The organism is Thermoactinospora rubra, from assembly GCF_002093975.1.
Classification (GTDB): Bacteria; Actinomycetota; Actinomycetes; order Streptosporangiales; family Streptosporangiaceae; genus Nonomuraea; species Nonomuraea rubra_A.
In genome coordinates this window covers 151,442-167,886 of sequence record NZ_KZ084325.1, presented here as the reverse complement: position 1 = coordinate 167,886, position 16,445 = coordinate 151,442, and the positions used below count along the sequence as shown (strand labels likewise).

Below are 16,445 nucleotides of genomic sequence, written 5' to 3'. Positions count from 1 at the left end.
ACTCCCGCGCCCGCCCGCCCACCAGGCGGACTGGTGCGGGAGGACAGCGAAAGGAGCTGGCGAGTGAGACGCAGATCCCTCCTCGCGGCTGTCGCGGCCATGAGCACCGCGGCCACCCTCACCCTGTTACCCCTCTTACCGGCCCCGGCGGCGGCCGTCCCACCGGGCGACCCCCAGCCGTCGCAGGCGGCCTCGGGCGACCCGGCCGCCCTCGCCGCCCAGGCGGCCGACCAGGCGGTCTCCAGCGGCCTGGACGACCTCCGCAAGGGCCCCGACGAGACCTTCTGGCGCAAGTCCGTCACACCGGGCGCCGGCGGCATGTTCTACGTCTCCTACGACCGCACCTACAAGGGCCTGCCGGTGGTGGGCGGCGACGCGGTCGTGGTGACCGACTCCCAGGGGCACGTGCGCGACACCGCCGCGGCCTCCGGCCCCGCGCCGGCGGGCCTGAGCACCCGCGCCCGGGTGAGCGCCGAGCGGGCCACCGAGACGGCCAGGTCCCAGCTGAGCCAGGCCGACGGCGCGGAGCCCCCGCGCCTGGTGGTCCTGGCCTGGGGCGGGCGGCCCAGGCTCGCCTGGGAGGTGGTGGTCTCCGGCCTGGCCGACGGCAACCCCAGCAAGAAGCACGTCTTCGTCGACGCCAGGACCGGCGCGGTCGCCGACTCCTACGACGAGGTCCGGGCGGGCACCGGCCAGGGCTACTACAACGGGAACGTCACCATCGACACCAGCCAGTCCGCCGGCACCTACCGCATGGTCGACACCTCCCGCCCCGGCATCCAGTGCGGCGGGCAGAACGGCCAGCCGTACACCGGCACGGACGACGCCTGGGGCAACGGCTCGGGCACCAACCTGGAGACCGCCTGCGTGGACGCCCTGTACGGCGTGCAGCGCCAGTGGAACATGCTGCGCGAGTGGCTGGGCCGCAACGGCATCGACGGCCAGGGCCGCGGCTTCCCGGCCAGGGTGGGCCTGAACGCCGTCAACGCCTACTGGAACGGCAGCTACACCAACTTCGGCCACTCGCAGGACAACCAGCGGCAGGCCACGCCGATCGACGTGGTGGCGCACGAGTTCGGCCACGCCATCTTCCAGACCACGCCGGGCGGCGCGGGCTCGGGCAACGAGAACGGCGGCATCAACGAGGGCACCGGCGACATCTTCGGCGCGCTCACCGAGCACTACGCCGCCAACCCGGGCGACCCGCCGGACTACGAGGTCGGCGAGGAGGTCAACCTCGTCGGCGACGGCCCGATCCGCTACATGTACAACCCGAGCCGGGCCGGCGACCCGAACTGCTACTCCAGCTCCATCCCCAGCACAGAGGTGCACGCGGCGGCCGGCCCGCTCAACCACTGGTTCTACCTGCTGGCCGAGGGGTCCAACCCGGGCGGCGGCAAGCCCTCCAGCCCCATCTGCACGGGCGGCCCGTCCTCGGTGACCGGCATCGGCATCGAGAAGGCCGGCAAGATCTTCATGGGCGCGCTGGCGCGGAAGACCTCCACCTGGCGCTACGTGAACGTGCGGACCGCGAGCCTGGCCGCCGCGGTGGAGCTGTACGGCGCCACCGGCGTCGAGTGCGCCACCACCAAGGCCGCCTGGAACGCGGTGAGCGTCCCGGCGCAGTCCGGCGAGCCGGCCTGCAGCACGCCGACGCAGGACTTCTCGATGTCCGTCAGCCCCACCTCGGGCACGGTGGAGCCGGGCCAGCCGGCGACGACCACGGTGGGCACCCAGACCACGGCCGGCAACCCGCAGACGGTGAGCCTGAGCGCCTCCGGCCTGCCCGGCGGCGCGACGGCCACGTTCAACCCCGCCGGCGTGACCTCGGGCAACTCCTCGACGCTCACGATCGCCACCTCGGCCTCCACGCCGCGCGGCACCTACACGGTCACCGTGACCGGCACCGGCCAGACGGCCACGCACACCGCCACCTTCACGCTCACCGTGGGCGGCGGCGGCCCCGGCCCGTCCGACCCGCCGGACATCAGCCTGGCAAGCGTCAAGGCGCACCTGCAGCAGTTCCAGACCATCGCCACCAACAACGGCGGCAACCGCAGGTCGACCGGACCCGGCTACACCGCGTCGGTCTCCTACATCGAGCAGAAGCTGCAGGCCGCCGGCTACACCGTGCGGCGCCAGAACTGCGGCTCCACCTGCAGCTCCGGCGCGGGCCCCAACCTGATCGCCGACTGGCCGGGCGGTGACCCGGGCCAGGTCGTCATGGCCGGCGCCCACCTCGACAGCGTCTCGGCCGGACCGGGCATCAACGACAACGCCTCCGGCTCGGCGGCGCTGCTGGAGGTCGCCCTGACGCTGGCGGCCAAGAACCCGGCCATGGCCAAGCACGTCAGGTTCGGCTGGTGGAGCGACGAGGAGCAGGGCCTCAACGGGTCCGAGGGCTACGTCGCCTCCCTGTCGCAGGCCGAGCGCAACGCGATCCAGGTCTACCACAACTACGACATGGTCGGCTCGCCCAACGGCGGCTACTTCATCAACAACATCAACAGCACGGCCGCCCAGCACCTGAAGGCGTTCTACGACGCGCTGAACCTCCAGCCGGAGGAGAACACCGAGGGCGCGGGCCGCTCCGACGACGCCTCCTTCCGCGCCGCGGGCATCCCGACCTCCGGCGTGGCCGCGGGCGCCAGCTACACCAAGACCGCCGCCCAGGCGGCCAAGTGGGGAGGTACGGCGGGGCGCGCCTACGACCCGTGCTACCACCGCTCGTGCGACACCACCTCCAACATCAGCGACACGATCCTGGACCGGGCGGCCGACGCCTCGGCGTACGCGATCTGGAAGCTCGCGGTGGGCAGCAGCTCCTCGCGTGACTTCTCCCTCGCGGCCAACCCGTCCTCCGGCACCGTGACCGCGGGCCAGCAGGCCACCACCCAGATCGTCACCCAGACGACCGCGGGCACCCCGCAGACGGTGAATCTCAGCGCCTCCGGCCTGCCCACCGGCGCGACGGCCACGTTCAACCCGGCCGGCGTGACCTCGGGCAACTCCTCGACGCTGACCATCGCCACCTCGGGTTCGACCCCGGCGGGCACCTACCAGGTGACGGTCACGGGCACCGGCGAGACCGGCGCGCACACCACGGTGTTCGCGCTGACGGTGCAGTCCACCAGCCCGGGACGCACCTTCCGCAACGACACCGACTACCGGATCGACGACTACAGCTGGATCCAGTCGCCGATCACCTCCACCGCGACCGGTCCGGCGGTCTCGCCGGTCAAGGTGACGGTGACCAGCAACCACACCTGCATCGAGGACCTCGACATCTGGCTGCGCGGCCCGAACGGCACCTGGTACCAGGTCAGGGCGGCGGGCGGCAGCTCGTGCAGCGTCTTCGGCACCCGGACGTGGAACGTCCCAGTGAACCAGCAGGCGGCCGGCACCTGGGCGCTGTACGTCGAGGACGTCTACGCCAACGACACCGGCGTCCTGGACTGGTGGAGCGTCACCGTCTAGAGCGTCACCGGCTGGAGCGTCACCGTCTAGGAGCCTTACGTCTAGGAGCCTGACGGGCGACCCTGGCGAGCGTGGCCGCGCTGCTCCGGCAGCGCGGCCACGATGTGCGCGCGGGAGGGCACGCCGAGCTTGCGCAGCACGGTGGCCACGTGCGTCTCGACCGTGCGCCGCGACAGGAACAGCACCTCGGCGATCTCCCTGTTGGTCCGCCCCTGCGCCACCAGGCGGGCCACCTCCAGCTCGCGGGCCGACAGCACGCCGTCCCTGCTGCGGCGCGGCACCGGCGTGGCCAGCCCCCACTCGCGCAGGGCGTGCCGGCAGCGGGCCGCCTCCCGGGTGGCGCCCAGCGCGGCGAACCGCTCGGCGGCCTGCGCCATGCCCTCGGCGGCGGCCGTACGGTCCCCCAGGGCCAGCCGGGCGGTGGCGTGCGCGGCGGCGGCCCGGGCGGCGTTGTACGGCTGGGGCAGCGCCTCCAGGGCCTCGCGCGCCCTGTCGAAGCACTTGGCGGCCTCGGCCTGGCGGCCCCGGGCCGCCTCCAGCGTGCCTTCGGCCAGGTCGAGCCCGGCCAGGGCGGAAGGCGCCAGCCGGCCCTCCAGCCCGGCGGCGAACTCGCCGACGAGCGCGTCGGCCTCCTCCAGGCGCCCGACCGCCGCCAGGGCGGACACCGCGCCGGGCACGAGCTGGTCGCCCCAGGCCCAGACCGTCTTCTCGCGCAGCCGGGCGACGGCCCTGCGGGCCTCCTTGGCGGCCGGCGCGGCCTGGCCGCGGGCCAGCAGCAGCTCCACCAGCCCGGCCCAGGCGGCCAGGACGACGGGCAGGTAGCGGTCGTCGGGCTCGTCCACCCCGGCCGCGCGCAGCCGTGTCTCCGCCTCGGCCCACTCGCCGGTGGCGACGGCGAGCAGTCCCAGTACCAGGTGGGCCTCCACGGCCGCCAGCGGCGCGTCGGCCGCGGCCTCCACCAGCGCCAAGGCTCGCCCGGCCAGCCCGTCCCAGCGGCCGGTCAGCCAGTCCAGCCGCAGCGCCGCCCCCTGCGTCAGGAAGACGGGGAACAGGGCGCCCGACTCCTCGGCCAGCGCCCGTCCCTGGCGGCCGAAGCGCTCGGCCTCGCCGTACACGCCGAGGGTGACGCCCAGGTCGTAGAGGTTGCAGTAGCCGCGGGCCACCTCGCGGCGCACGGCCGCCGAGGGGTGGGTCGCGGGCAGGGCGCGGGCCAGCTCGAACACCTCAGGCGCGCCGACCGCCATGGCGATGGCGGCGCGGTTGGCCTGGACGGCGGCGGCCAGCTCCGGCGCCTCGGCGCCGGCCACCAGCGCCTCCGCCCGCGCCATGTACTCCTCGTGCCCGGCCAGCGACTCGCGGCCCCAGCCCGGCATCGCCAGGCACGCCAGGCCGCGGGCGGCCAGGCCGGGACGGTCGCCCAGCTCCTCCACGGCCGTCAGCATCGCCTGCCGCCCCGCGGCCACGTCGCCGACCTGGCCCTGCAGCAGCAGGCCGAGCGTCAGCCTCGCCTCGCCGCGCAGCTCCCGCGACAGCTGCTCGTCCGACAGCAGGTGCCGCAGCAGGCGCAGCACGCGCGGGTAGAACAGCCCGGTCAGCGCCAGGCGGCTGAGCGCCAGCACCAGCGGCCCGCGCTCGGATGCGGGTAACTCCGGGTCGGCCAGCATGTCGTCGAGCACCTCGACGGCCAGCGGGAGGTCGCCGAGCGCCGCCGCCCGGTGCGCGGCCTGCGTGCCGTACCGCAGCCAGGACTCGATCAGTCCCGCCCGCCGGGCGTGGAAGGTGAGCTGCACCAGCGGCGGCGGGTCGGCCTCGGCCAGGACGCCGGCGGCCCGCTCGTGGGCGCGCCTGCGTTCTGGGCCGGGGATGGAGTCGTAGACGGCCTGCTGGGCCAGGGCGTGGCGGAAGCCGTACCGGCCGTCGGGGCGCTCGGTCAGGACGCCCACGCGCAGGGCCTCCTCCAGCCCGTCGGCCGATCCGGCGACGGCGGCCAGCGCGGGCTCGGTGGCGGGCAGCCGCAGCACCGCGGCGGCGTGCGCCACCCGCAGGGCGGCGGGGGAGAGCCTGGCCAGCTGCTCGGCCATCGCCTCGCGCAGCGGCAGCGGCACCCCGGTCCGCTCCAGCGCCTCCGGCCGGCCGTCCCGGCCGAGGGCGCGCACGACCTCCTCCACCAGGAAGGGGATCCCGGCGGTGCGCTCGTGCAGCCGGGCGGCGAGCCGCGGCGCGAGGTCCCGCCGGCCCAGCAGCCGCGCGGCCAGCTCCGCGACGTCGCGCTCGTCCAGGGGCGCCAGCGAGATCACGACGCTGGCGTAGCCGAGGGGGAGCCCGGCCGCCGGCCGGTGGCGGGCCGGGCGGCAGGTGAGGACCGTCGCCAGGCCCTCGGGCGGCCGCCGGGTGAGGAAGCGCAGCAGGTCCAGGGTGCCGTCGTCGGCCCAGTGCAGGTCCTCGACGATCAGCACGGCCGGGCCGGCGGCGGCCAGCAGCTCGTGGACGGCGCGGAAGAGCCGGTGCCGGTCGGCGGCCGGGTCGGTCAGCGGCTCCGGCGCGGGCGGCAGGTGGCCGGCCAGCTCGGGCAGGTGGCCGCGCAGCGCGCCGGTGACCGGGCTGAGCTCGGCCGGGGGCGGCAGCCGCCCGTCCAGCTCGCGCAGCGCCTCGAACACCGGCCCGTAGGGGAACGGCTCGCGCAGCTGGTGGCACTGTCCCAGCAGGACCGTACGGCCGGCGCCCACCGCCTTGGCCGCGGCGCGGACCAGCCGCGTCTTGCCGATGCCGGCCTCGCCCTCCACCAGGGTGACGGCCGGCGCGCGGGTCATCGAGCCGATCAGCGTCTGAAGCTCCGCGTGTCGTCCGACCATCTCGACCATGAACGGCTCCGTACGGCTCGGCAACCTCCTGCCGAAGTTATGCACCTCCCACCACATCCGGTCAATCCCGGCATGGGGCCCAAAAGCGGCCCTAGTCGCGGGGGTCCCGGTGGTGCCCGAGCCACCACAGCAGCCGCTTGCGGTGCAGCCGCGGGTGGTCGCCCTGCCGGTGCCAGTGCCGCAGGAAGCGGCTCAGCCGGTCCTTGTAGCGGTCCTGGCGCCGGTCCAGCCCGGGGGTGTGGCCGCCGCCGAAGCGGCCCATGTCGGGCCGGACAAAGGGGGTCGGCGGCGTGTCGCGCAGCGCGGCCCGCATGGAGTCGACCCAGATCGGCCCCGGCAGCGACGCGCCCTGGACCGAGCCGTAGTACCGGCCGCCGATGGTCACCCCGCGCAGCGGGTAGCGGTAGGAGCCGCGGATGTCGCCGACGCTCACCGCGGCGGCCAGGTCGGGGGTGTAGCCGGCGAACCAGGCGGAGGTGTAGCCGTTGTTGGTGCCGGTCTTGCCCGCCGCCGGGCGGCCGATGCCCTGGCCGCGCATGGTGCCCTTGGTGAACACCCCGCGCAGCACGTGGCTGACGGCGTCGGCCACCTCGCGCTCGATGGCCTGCGCGCAGGCGGGCCGCACCCGGGTGCGCCGCCCCGCCCGGTCGGCGATCTCGACGATGGCCTGGGGCCGGCAGTACCGGCCGCGGGCGCCGAAGGCGGCGAAGGAGGCGGCGACCGTCACCGGGTCCATCTCGTTGACGCCGAGCGTGAACGTCGGCACCTCGCGCAGCGGGCCGCCGTCGGCCCTGACGACGCCCAGCGCCTTGGCCGTCCGCACCACGTTGCACAGCCCGACCTTGCGCTCCAGCATCATGTAGAAGATGTTCACCGACTTCCAGGTGCCGGTGGACAGGCTGTGGGGGCCGCCCTTGCCCTCGCCGGAGGCGTTGTGGATCCGGACGCGGGGCGCGTTGACCGGCCTGCCGCGGCAGTCGCGGTACCCCTGGGCGGGCACGAACGAGCCCGGCGTGTCGAAGCCCTGGTTGAACCGCCAGCCCTGCTGCAGCGCCGTGGCCAGCGTGTAGACCTTGAAGGTCGAGCCGGCCTGGAAGCCCTGGCCGCCGCCGTGGGCGACGTCGGCCGGCAGGTTGTAGGTGGTGCGCGGCCCGTTGTCGCGGTTGCCGGGGTTGCGGCCGAACTTCTTGCTGGCGGCCATCGCCCGGATCCGGCCGGTGCCCGGCTCGACCATCGCCGCGGCGGCCACCTCGGTGTCGGCGGGCCGCACGCGGGCGGCGATGGCGCTCTCGGCGGCGCGCTGGGCGGCGGGGTCCAGCGTGGTGCGCAGCACCAGCCCGCCCCTGGCCAGGCGGCTGCGCCGCTCCCGGGCGGTGTTGCCGAAGGCCGGGTTGGTCAGCAGCTCGCGCTGGACGTAGAGGCAGAAGTAGGGATACCGGCTGGCCTCGCAGCCGCCCGGCTGCGCCTGCATGCGCAGCCCGAGCGGGGACCTCCGGGCGGCCTCCGCCGCGGCCGCGGGCACCATGCCGAGCCGGGCCATCCGGTCCAGCACGAGGTCGCGCCGCTCCAGCAGCCGCTCCCGCTGCCGGGCCCCGAGCGAGGGGTCGGTCAGGTACGGCGAGCGCACCGCCCCCGCCAGGGTCGCGGCCTGGGCGAGGGTCAGCTCGGCGGCGCCGGTGGAGAAGAAGCGCCGGGCCGCCGCCTCCACGCCGTGGGCGCCCGCGCCGAAGTAGGCGATGTTGAGATAGCGCTCGAGGATCTCGTCCTTGCTGTACTTGTGCTCCAGCGCCATGGCGTAACGCGCCTCGGTGATCTTCCTGGCGAGGCTGCGCTGCGTCGCCTCGCGCCGCTCGGCCTCGGTGTCGGCGTTCTTCACCAGGATGTTCTTGACCAGCTGCTGGGTGAGGGAGGAGCCGCCCTGCCGGACGCCGCCGGCCTGCTGGTTGGCCAGCGCGGCCCGCAGCGTGCCCCTGACGTCCAGGCCGCCGTGCTCGTAGAAGCGGGCGTCCTCGATCGCCACGATCGCCTTGCGCACGTAGGGGTGCATCCGCGCCAGCGGCACGATGACGCGGTTCTCCCGGTAGAACTGGGCGAACGGCCGGCCGTGGCGGTCCAGCAGGCGGGTGACCTGGGTCAGCGGCTCCTCGCGCGGCGCGGGCGGCAGCTCCACGAAGGCGTCGGCCACGTTCTTGACCGCGACGCCCGCGCCGCCGAGCGCCGGGGCGACGAGGCCGGCGGCCAGCACGCCGCTCATGGCTCCCGCCGTGCCCAGCGCGAGCGTCCGCAGGCAGACGGCCCTCACTCCGGCCACAGTCACGCAAAGTGATCTGCGGCCGCGGCGCCGCGGTCAAACCTTGCCTGCTGATCCTTTACTGATGTTCAGCCCAAGGGAGACGAACTGCTCGAACGGCCGGTGGTAGCCCCGCTCGATGTGGTGCACGCCCCGCAGCGTGGAGGTGCCGTCGGCGACGGCGGCGGCCAGCACGGCGGAGAACCCGGCCCGGATGTCGGGGAGCGTCACGTCGGCCCCGCGCAGCTTGGACACCCCGCGCACCACCGCCGAGTGCTTGGCGTTGGTGTCGTGGTAGCGGCAGGCGGGCCCGCCCAGGCACTGGTCGAACACCTCGATCTCGCAGCCCATTTTCTGCAGCGCCGGCACGTAGACCAGGCGGTTTTCGAAGACGGTCTCGTGGAGGACCGACATGCCGTGACTCTGGGTGAACAGCACCATCAGCGGCGTCTGCCAGTCGGTCATGAAGCCGGGATGGGTGTCGGTCTGCACCGCCGCGGCTCGCAGGCCCTCCGGCGGCGCGGTGGCGCACAGGTACTCGTCGTTGATCTCGAACTGGGCGCCCATCCTGGCCAGCGTGGTGATCGCGGTGACCAGGCGGTCCTGGGCGCAGCCGTGCACCCGCACCTCCCCGCCCGTCACCAGCCCGGCCGCCAGGTAGGAGAAGGCCTCGATGCGGTCGCCGGCCAGCCACGTCTGCGCGCCGTGCAGCTGCTCCACGCCCTCGATGACGATCCGCCGGTCCGGTGACAGCTCGATCATCGCGCCCATCCGCTGCAGGAACAGCGCCAGCTCCACCACCTCCGGCTCGGTGGCTGCGTTCTTCAGCACCGTCTTGCCCTCGGCCAGCACGGCCGACAGCAGCACCGTCTCGGTGGCGCCCACGCTGGGGTAGGGCAGCTGCAGCCGGGCCCCGGTCAGCCGCTTGGCCCTGGCGTACACGCCGCCGTCGGTCACCTCGACCTCGGCGCCCATCTGCCGCAACGCCTCCACGTGGAAGTCGATCGGGCGCCGCCCGATGGGGTCGCCGCCGACCAGGGGCACGTACGCCTCCCCGGCCAGGTGCAGCAACGGCCCGAGCATGAGGATGGGAATGCGGTTGAGCCCGGTGTACTTGGCGGGCACCCGCGGCCGGATCTCCTGCCCGCGCTCGATGTGGATCTCCCCTCTGGCGATCTCGACGTGCATGCCGAGGGCCCTGAGCATGTCCGCCGTGATGCCCACCTCGCCCACCTCGGGGGCGTTGTGGATGGTGCTCTCGCCGCCGCCCAGCATGGCCGCCACCATGTGCTTGGAGACCGCGTTCTTCGACCCGCGCACGACGACGTCCCCCCGCAGCGGACCGGAGGGTTCGATCAGCCAGACCTCTTCATCACTCACGTGCCTAGCGTCCCACACAGGTTACGATCGAGCGGATATGCGGCTGGTTGAGGCGTTTCGTGGGGAGCGTGGCGTGCTGCGGGAAGTGCGGGCCTTCGCGGTCACCGTGGCCGCCCTCTCCGTCCTGGGGGCCGTCCTGGGGGTCCCCGCCGGGCTGGCCTGGTCGTGGGCCGCGCCGCGCGCGCCGTACGTGCGCACCGGCAGCGGCCTGGTGCTGGCCGACCCGATGACGCAGGCGCTGATCGCCGCCGACGGCTGGTTCGCCGTCATCACCGGCGGGCTCGGGCTGGCCGGCGGGGTGGCGGTGTGGCTGCTGGCGCGCCGGCGGGGCGTGGCAGCCGTGCTGGGCCTGTGCGTCGGCGGGCTGGCGGGCGCGTTCGTCGCCTACGGCGTGGGCACCCGCTTCACCGTCGGCTCCGTCACCGTGGCCGCCGCGGCGCCCGGCGCCCAGGTGGTGCCGGGGGCGCTGGTGCTGACCGCGCCCGGTGTGCTGGTGAGCTGGGCCTTCCTGGCGGTGGCCGCCTTCGGGGTGCTGGAGGGCGTGGCCGCCTACCGCCGCTCGCCGCTGCGCCGGCCGTACGGGATCTCCGACCGGCCGCCGGAGGGGCCCTAAAGCGTGGGGCGGCGCGAGCCGTACCCCGTGACCTGCTCGAAGGCGCGCGCGAAGCGCAGGACGGTGGCGTCGGCGAAGGGCCGGCCGACGATCTGCACGCCCACGGGCAGGCCGTCGTCGGTGAAGCCCGCCGGGACCGACGCGGCCGGGGCGTGCAGCACGCTGATCCAGTACGCCGAGCGCATCCACGCCAGGTAGTCGGGCATCGCGTGGCCGTCGATCTCGGTGACGTACGGCTGGCCGACCGGGAACGGCGGCACCTGGCTGACCGGGGCGATGAGCACGTCGTACTCCTCGAAGAAGGCCGCCATGCGGTGGTACAGCCGGGTGCGCAGCTGCTCGGCCCTGGCCAGGTCCTCGCCGGTCACCTTCCTGCCCTGCTCGACGTTCCAGGCCACGTTGGGCCCGGCCTTGGGCAGGTCGCCGTAGCTGAGCGCGTAGTTCCACGCCCGGTAGATCCGGAAGGCGTCCTCGGCGTCGGACAGGTCGAGCTCGACCTGCTCGACGTCGGCGCCGAGCCGTTCGAAGACGTGCGGGGCGGTCGCCGTCACGCGAGCGGTGGCCGGGTCCACCGGCAGCCCGCCCAGGTCGGGGCTCCAGGCCACCTTGAGCCCCTGCACCGAGATCTCCGGGTCCGGCGCGAACGGCTCGGTGATCGCGTACGGCGAGCCCGGGTGGAAGCCGGAGATCACCTGGAGCATGAGCGTGACGTCCTCCACGGTCCTGGCCATGGGGCCGAGGGTGGCGAGGGTGAACCAGGCGGACCTCTCGGCGATGTCGGGCACCCGGCCGGGGGTGGGGCGCAGGCCGACCACGTTGCAGAAGGAGGCGGGGTTGCGCAGGGAGCCGCCCATGTCCGAGCCGTCGGCCAGGGGCGTCATGCCGCACGCCAGCGCGGCCGCCGCGCCGCCGCTGCTGCCGCCCGCGCTCCTGGACAGGTCGTAGGGGTTGCGGGTGGCGCCGAAGACCTCGTTGACGGTGTGGGAGCCGGTGCCGAACTCGGGCGTGTTGGTCTTGCCGATCGTGATCGCCCCGGCCCGGCGCAGCCGCCGGACGATGAGGTCGTCCCGGTCGGGGACGTGGTCGGCGTACAGCGGCGAGCCGTAGGTCGTCCTGATGCCGGCGGTGTCCACCAGGTCCTTGTGCGCGACCGGGATCCCGTGGAGCGGCCCTTCGGGGGTGCGCGCGTCGGCGCGTCGCGCGTCGTCGAGGGCGCGCTCGGCGGCGAGCGTGACGATCGCGTTCACCTTGGGGTTGACCTGCTCGATGCGGTCGAGGTGGGCCTGGACCAGCTCCGCCGCGCTCACCTGGCGGGTGCGGACCAGGCGGGCCATCTCGGTCGCGGTCAGGTAGTGGAGTTCCGTCACCTGAGGATTATCCCGCGAACCAAGTGAATCTACAATGTAAAGGTGTCAGCTTGTCTTGGCAATGGGCGCCGTGATCGCCTGGGTGAGGTCCACGAGGTTCCGCGGCGCGGTCTCGATCTGCAGCCCCCGCCGGCCTGCCGAGAAGTAGATCGTCTCGAACCCCAGCGCCGAGGAGTCCACCACCGTGGGCAGGAGCCTGCGCTGGCCGAGCGGGCTGATGCCGCCCACCACGTAGCCGGTGACCCGCTCCACCTTCGCCGCGTCGGCCATCGCCGCCCGCTTGCTCTTCAGCGCCGCCGCGAACGCCTTGAGGTCGAGCTTGGCCGCCACCGGCACCACCGCGACCGCCAGGCCGCCCTCGACCTCGGCGACGAGAGTCTTGAAGATCCTGTCGTAGGGCACGCCGAGCGCGTCGGCCGCCTCCTCGCCGTAGGCCTGGGCGCCGGCGTCGTGCTCGTAGGGGTGCAGCCGGAACTCCACTCCCGCCTTGGCCAGCGCCATCGTGGCCGGAGTGCCCTGCCCGCCCTTCTTCGCCTTGCTCACGATGGCCGATCGTATCCCTGATCATTGCGATGTCCGCATGGTGGACGGAATGGGATTCGGTGTGAGCGCTCCGTAGACTGGACGGGTGATTTCCCGTATCGACCTTCGCGACGGTCTCCCCGCGGACCTGCGCGACGTGCTGCCCCGCGCCGACCTCGACGTGGAGGCCGCCCTGGAGAAGGTGCGGCCCATCTGCGAGGCCGTGCGCCATCGCGGCGTGGCGGCCGTACGGGAGCTGACGGCGAGGTTCGACGGCGTGGAGCTGGCCTCGACCCGCGTGCCGGCCGAGGCGCTGGACAGGGCCCTGGCCGAGCTCGACCCGAGGGTCAGGGCGGCGCTGGAGGAGGCCGTCCGGCGGACCCGGCTGGTGCACCGCGACCAGCGGCGCGCCGACGTCACCACCCGGGTGGCGCCCGGCGGCACGGTGACCGAGCGCTGGGTGCCGGTCGACCGGGTGGGGCTGTATGTGCCGGGCGGGCGCGCGGTCTATCCCTCCAGCGTGGTGATGAACGTCGTCCCGGCCCAGGAGGCCGGGGTGCCCTCGCTGGCGGTGACGAGCCCGGCGCAGCGGGAGTTCGGCGGCCTGCCGCACCCCACGATCCTGGCGGCGTGCGCGCTGCTGGGCGTGGAGGAGGTCTACGCGGTGGGCGGCGCGCAGGCCGTGGCCATGTTCGCCTACGGCACCGAGGAGTGCCCGCCGGCCACGATGGTGACCGGGCCGGGCAACATCTGGGTGGCCGCCGCCAAGCGGCTGCTCAAGGGCCGCATCGGCATCGACTCCGAGGCCGGCCCGACCGAGATCGCGATCCTGGCCGACCGCACCGCCGACCCGGTCTGCGTGGCGGCCGACCTGATCAGCCAGGCCGAGCACGACGTCATCGCCGCCGCGGTGCTGGTGACCGACAGCGAGGAGCTGGCCGAGGCGGTCGAGCGCGAGCTGCCCGCCCAGGTGGCGGCGACCAAGCACGGCGAGCGCATCGCCGAGGCGCTGCGTGGCAGGCAGTCGGGCATCGTGCTGGTCCGCGATCTGGACGACGGCCTGCGCGTGGTCGACGCCTACGCCGCCGAGCACCTGGAGATCCACACGGCCGACGCCCACGCCGTGGCCGCGCGCGTCCGCAACGCGGGGGCGATCTTCGTGGGCGCCTACGCTCCCGTCTCGCTGGGCGACTACCTGGCGGGGTCCAACCACGTGCTGCCGACCGGCGGCTGCGCCTGCCACTCCGGCGGCCTGTCGGTCCAGACGTTCCTGCGCGGCATCCACGTGGTCGACTACAGCCGCGAGGCGCTGGCCGAGGTGGCCGGGCACGTGGTGGTGCTGGCCGACGCCGAGGACCTGCCCGCGCACGGCGCGGCGATCAGGGCCCGCTTCGGGTGGGAGGTGCCGCATGGCGGCCAGGTCCCGTCCGAGCCCGCCTCCTGAGCCAGAAAGAAGCCACGTGAACCTGCAAGACCTGCCCCTGCGCGACGACCTTCGCGGCAAGACGCCGTACGGCGCGCCGCAGATCGACGTCCCGGTGCGGCTCAACACCAACGAGAACCCCTACCCGCCCTCGCCGGAGCTGGCCGAGGACCTGGCCCGGGCGGTGCGCGAGCACGCGGTGGAGCTCAACCGCTATCCCGACCGCGACGCGGTCGCGCTGCGCTCGGAGCTGGCCGCCTACCTGGGGCACGGGCTGGACCACACCCGGGTGTGGGCGGCCAACGGCTCCAACGAGGTGCTGCAGCAGATCCTGCAGGCCTTCGGCGGCCACGGGCGCACGGCGCTGGGGTTCGAGCCGTCCTACTCGATGCATCCGATCATCACCACCGGCGCTGGCACCGAGTGGATCTCCGGGGCGCGGGAGGCGGACTTCTCGCTGGATGCGGGCAAGGCGGTGGCGGCGGTGGAGGAGCACCGGCCCGACATCGTGTTCCTGACCTCGCCCAACAACCCGACGGGGACGGCGCTGCCGCTGCAGACCATCCGGCGGGTGGCCGAGGCCGCGCCGGGCATGGTGGTGGTCGACGAGGCGTATGCGGAGTTCGCCAGGGCGGGCACGCCGTCGGCGCTGACGCTGCTGCCGGAGTTCCCGCGGCTGATCGTGACCAGGACGATGTCCAAGGCGTTCGCCATGGCCGGGACCCGCCTGGGCTACCTGGCGGCGCATCCGGCGGTCGTCGAGGCGTTGCTGCTGGTGCGCCTGCCGTACCACCTGTCGACGCTGACCCAGGTGGCGGCGCGTACGGCGCTGCGGCACCGGGAGGAGCTGCTGGGCACGGTGGCGCGGCTGCGTGAGGAGCGCGACGCCACGGTGAGCTGGCTGCGCGCCAAGGGGCTGGAGGTGGCCGACTCGGATGCGAACTTCGTGCTGTTTGGCCGTTTCCCCGACCGGCGGCGGGTGTGGGAGGCCCTGCTGGCGCAGGGGGTGCTGATCCGCGAGGTGGGCCCGCCGGAGTGGCTGCGGGTGTCGATCGGGACGGGTCAGGAGATGTCGGCATTCCGCGAGGCGATGGAGGCTGTGCTGTGAGCCGCAAGGGGCGCGTCGAGCGCGTCACGAAGGAGACCTCGGTCCTGGTCGAGGTGAACCTCGACGGCACAGGGACGGTGGACGTCTCGACCGGGGTGGGCTTCTTCGACCACATGCTGGCCCAGCTGGGCAAGCACGGCCTGTTCGACCTGACGGTCAAGACCGAGGGCGACCTGCACATCGACTCCCACCACACCATCGAGGACACCGCTCTGGCGCTGGGCGCGGCCTTCAAGGAGGCGCTGGGCGACAAGTCGGGCATCAGGCGGTACGGCAACGCCGCCTGCCCGCTGGACGAGTCGCTGGCGCAGGTGACGGTCGACGTGTCGGGCCGGCCGTACCTGGTGCACGAGGAGCCGGCCGGGATGGCGCCGATGATCGGGCCGGACTACGACACCACCATGACGCGCCACATCCTGGAGTCGTTCGTCGCCCAGGCGGCGGTGTGCCTGCACGTGCGCGTGCCGTACGGCAGGAACGCCCACCACATCGTCGAGGCGCAGTTCAAGGCGCTGGCCAGGGCACTGCGGGAGGCGTGCGAGCCCGACCCGCGCGCCACGGGCGTGCCGAGCACCAAGGGCGTCCTGTGAGATGAGCCTGTTGCCGGACAACTGGGCGGCGCTGGCCCTCGTCTTCGTCGGGCTGTTCCTCGTCGGGGGCGTGGTCTCCTTCGTCAAGCAGGGCATGAGAGTGGGCGCGCTGATCTGCGGGATCGGCGCTGCCCTGGCGATCACCGGGGCGGTGTTGTGGTGGTGAGCAAGAACGTCGTCGTCCTCGACTACGGCTCGGGCAACCTGCGCTCGGCCGAGCGGGCGCTGGCCAGGGCCGGCGCCGGCGTAACGGTGACCTCCGACTACGACGCCGCGCTGAATTGCGACGGGCTGTTCGTGCCTGGGGTGGGCGCCTTCGAGGCGTGCGTCACCGGGCTGAAGGGGGTCTTCGGCGACCGGATCATCGGCAGGCGGCTGGCCGCCGGGCGGCCGGTGCTCGGCGTGTGCGTGGGCATGCAGATCCTCTTCGAGCGCGGCGTGGAGCACGGCGCGGAGACGCCGGGCTGCGGCGAGTGGCCGGGCACGGTCGAGCTGCTCGACGCCCCCGTGCTGCCCCACATGGGGTGGAACACGGTCACGGCGCCCGAGGGCAGCGTGCTGTTCGCCGGGATGGACCCTGACACGCGCTTCTACTTCGTCCACTCCTACGGCGTGCGCCACTGGGAGCTGCACGCCGGGCCGGGGTTCGCCGAACCGCTGGTGACCTGGGCCGAGCACGGCGTGCCGTTCGTCGCGGCGGTGGAGAACGGGCCGCTGATGGGCACCCAGTTCCACCCCGAGAAGTCGGGCGACGCCGGGGCGGCGCTGCTGCGCAACTGGCTCGGCACCCTGTGAGCGGCCGGGTGAGCCGCGC

The 16,445-nt window shown here is 73.9% G+C and carries 12 protein-coding genes; 7 read left to right on the top strand and 5 right to left on the bottom strand.

Annotation, left to right across the window (positions count from 1 at the left end; translation table 11 throughout):
- Nucleotides 1-63 precede the first annotated feature (63 nt).
- Nucleotides 64-3,477: a M28 family peptidase gene (locus BSB02_RS03320; protein ID WP_240506148.1), complete on the top strand. Its 3,414-nt coding sequence runs from the start codon at nucleotides 64-66 to the stop codon at nucleotides 3,475-3,477.
- A gap of 41 nt (nucleotides 3,478-3,518) precedes the next feature.
- Here BSB02_RS03320 and BSB02_RS03315 read toward each other — a convergent pair whose 3' ends face one another.
- The 3 genes from BSB02_RS03315 to murA form a co-directional block, all read right to left on the bottom strand.
- Nucleotides 3,519-6,338: an ATP-binding protein gene (locus tag BSB02_RS03315; RefSeq protein WP_084956599.1), complete on the bottom strand. Its 2,820-nt coding sequence runs from the start codon at nucleotides 6,336-6,338 to the stop codon at nucleotides 3,519-3,521.
- Nucleotides 6,339-6,429: 91 nt separating this feature from the next.
- Nucleotides 6,430-8,640 carry a transglycosylase domain-containing protein gene (locus tag BSB02_RS03310; protein ID WP_240506147.1) on the bottom strand — a complete coding sequence of 737 codons (2,211 nt, stop codon included), beginning with the start codon at nucleotides 8,638-8,640 and terminating at the stop codon, nucleotides 6,430-6,432.
- Nucleotides 8,641-8,685: 45 nt separating this feature from the next.
- A complete protein-coding gene (gene murA / locus BSB02_RS03305) occupies nucleotides 8,686-10,008 on the bottom strand; it encodes a UDP-N-acetylglucosamine 1-carboxyvinyltransferase (protein ID WP_084956598.1) in 1,323 nt (440 codons plus the stop codon).
- A 73-nt stretch (nucleotides 10,009-10,081) separates the two neighbouring features.
- On the opposite strand from murA, the gene BSB02_RS03300 reads away from it, so the two are divergent.
- Nucleotides 10,082-10,621: a hypothetical protein gene (locus BSB02_RS03300; protein WP_240506146.1), complete on the top strand. Its 540-nt coding sequence runs from the start codon at nucleotides 10,082-10,084 to the stop codon at nucleotides 10,619-10,621.
- Here BSB02_RS03300 and BSB02_RS03295 read toward each other — a convergent pair.
- Together BSB02_RS03295 and ybaK are read right to left on the bottom strand one after the other, a co-directional pair.
- Entirely contained in the window at nucleotides 10,618-11,988 is a 1,371-nt protein-coding gene (locus BSB02_RS03295) for an amidase (protein WP_084956595.1), read from the bottom strand. The two genes, BSB02_RS03300 and BSB02_RS03295, sit on opposite strands and share 4 nt — an antisense overlap.
- A gap of 45 nt (nucleotides 11,989-12,033) precedes the next feature.
- On the bottom strand, nucleotides 12,034-12,489 hold the full coding sequence (gene ybaK / locus BSB02_RS03290) for a Cys-tRNA(Pro) deacylase (RefSeq protein ID WP_084956967.1): 456 nt from the start codon (nucleotides 12,487-12,489) through the stop codon (nucleotides 12,034-12,036).
- Nucleotides 12,490-12,616: 127 nt separating this feature from the next.
- Between ybaK and hisD the strand changes: the two genes are divergently transcribed.
- From hisD to hisH, 5 genes are read left to right on the top strand one after another with little or no spacing between them, the layout of a single operon-like run.
- Entirely contained in the window at nucleotides 12,617-13,954 is a 1,338-nt protein-coding gene (hisD, locus tag BSB02_RS03285; RefSeq protein ID WP_084956593.1) for a histidinol dehydrogenase, read from the top strand.
- A complete protein-coding gene (locus tag BSB02_RS03280; protein ID WP_084956592.1) occupies nucleotides 13,920-15,041 on the top strand; it encodes a histidinol-phosphate transaminase in 1,122 nt (373 codons plus the stop codon). The genes hisD and BSB02_RS03280 overlap by 35 nt, the downstream gene beginning before the upstream one ends.
- Nucleotides 15,038-15,631, top strand: coding sequence for an imidazoleglycerol-phosphate dehydratase HisB (hisB, locus tag BSB02_RS03275; RefSeq protein ID WP_084956589.1), 594 nt, complete (start codon nucleotides 15,038-15,040; stop codon nucleotides 15,629-15,631). Before BSB02_RS03280 ends, hisB begins: the two co-directional genes overlap by 4 nt.
- A gap of 1 nt (nucleotide 15,632) precedes the next feature.
- Nucleotides 15,633-15,797, top strand: coding sequence for a hypothetical protein (locus BSB02_RS41015; RefSeq protein ID WP_169729343.1), 165 nt, complete (start codon nucleotides 15,633-15,635; stop codon nucleotides 15,795-15,797).
- Entirely contained in the window at nucleotides 15,794-16,426 is a 633-nt protein-coding gene (hisH, locus tag BSB02_RS03270) for an imidazole glycerol phosphate synthase subunit HisH (protein WP_143590189.1), read from the top strand. The genes BSB02_RS41015 and hisH overlap by 4 nt, the downstream gene beginning before the upstream one ends.
- Nucleotides 16,427-16,445 lie beyond the last annotated feature (19 nt).

Excerpts from the sequence above, each read along its gene's own strand:
- BSB02_RS03315 (WP_084956599.1), bottom strand. The coding sequence starts at position 6,338 with ATGGTCGAGATGGTCGGACGACACGCGGAGCTTCAGACGCTGATCGGC.
- ybaK (WP_084956967.1), bottom strand. The coding sequence starts at position 12,489 with ATGGCGCTGGCCAAGGCGGGAGTGGAGTTCCGGCTGCACCCCTACGAG.
- BSB02_RS03280 (WP_084956592.1), top strand. The coding sequence starts at position 13,920 with ATGGCGGCCAGGTCCCGTCCGAGCCCGCCTCCTGAGCCAGAAAGAAGC.
- BSB02_RS41015 (WP_169729343.1), top strand. The coding sequence starts at position 15,633 with ATGAGCCTGTTGCCGGACAACTGGGCGGCGCTGGCCCTCGTCTTCGTC.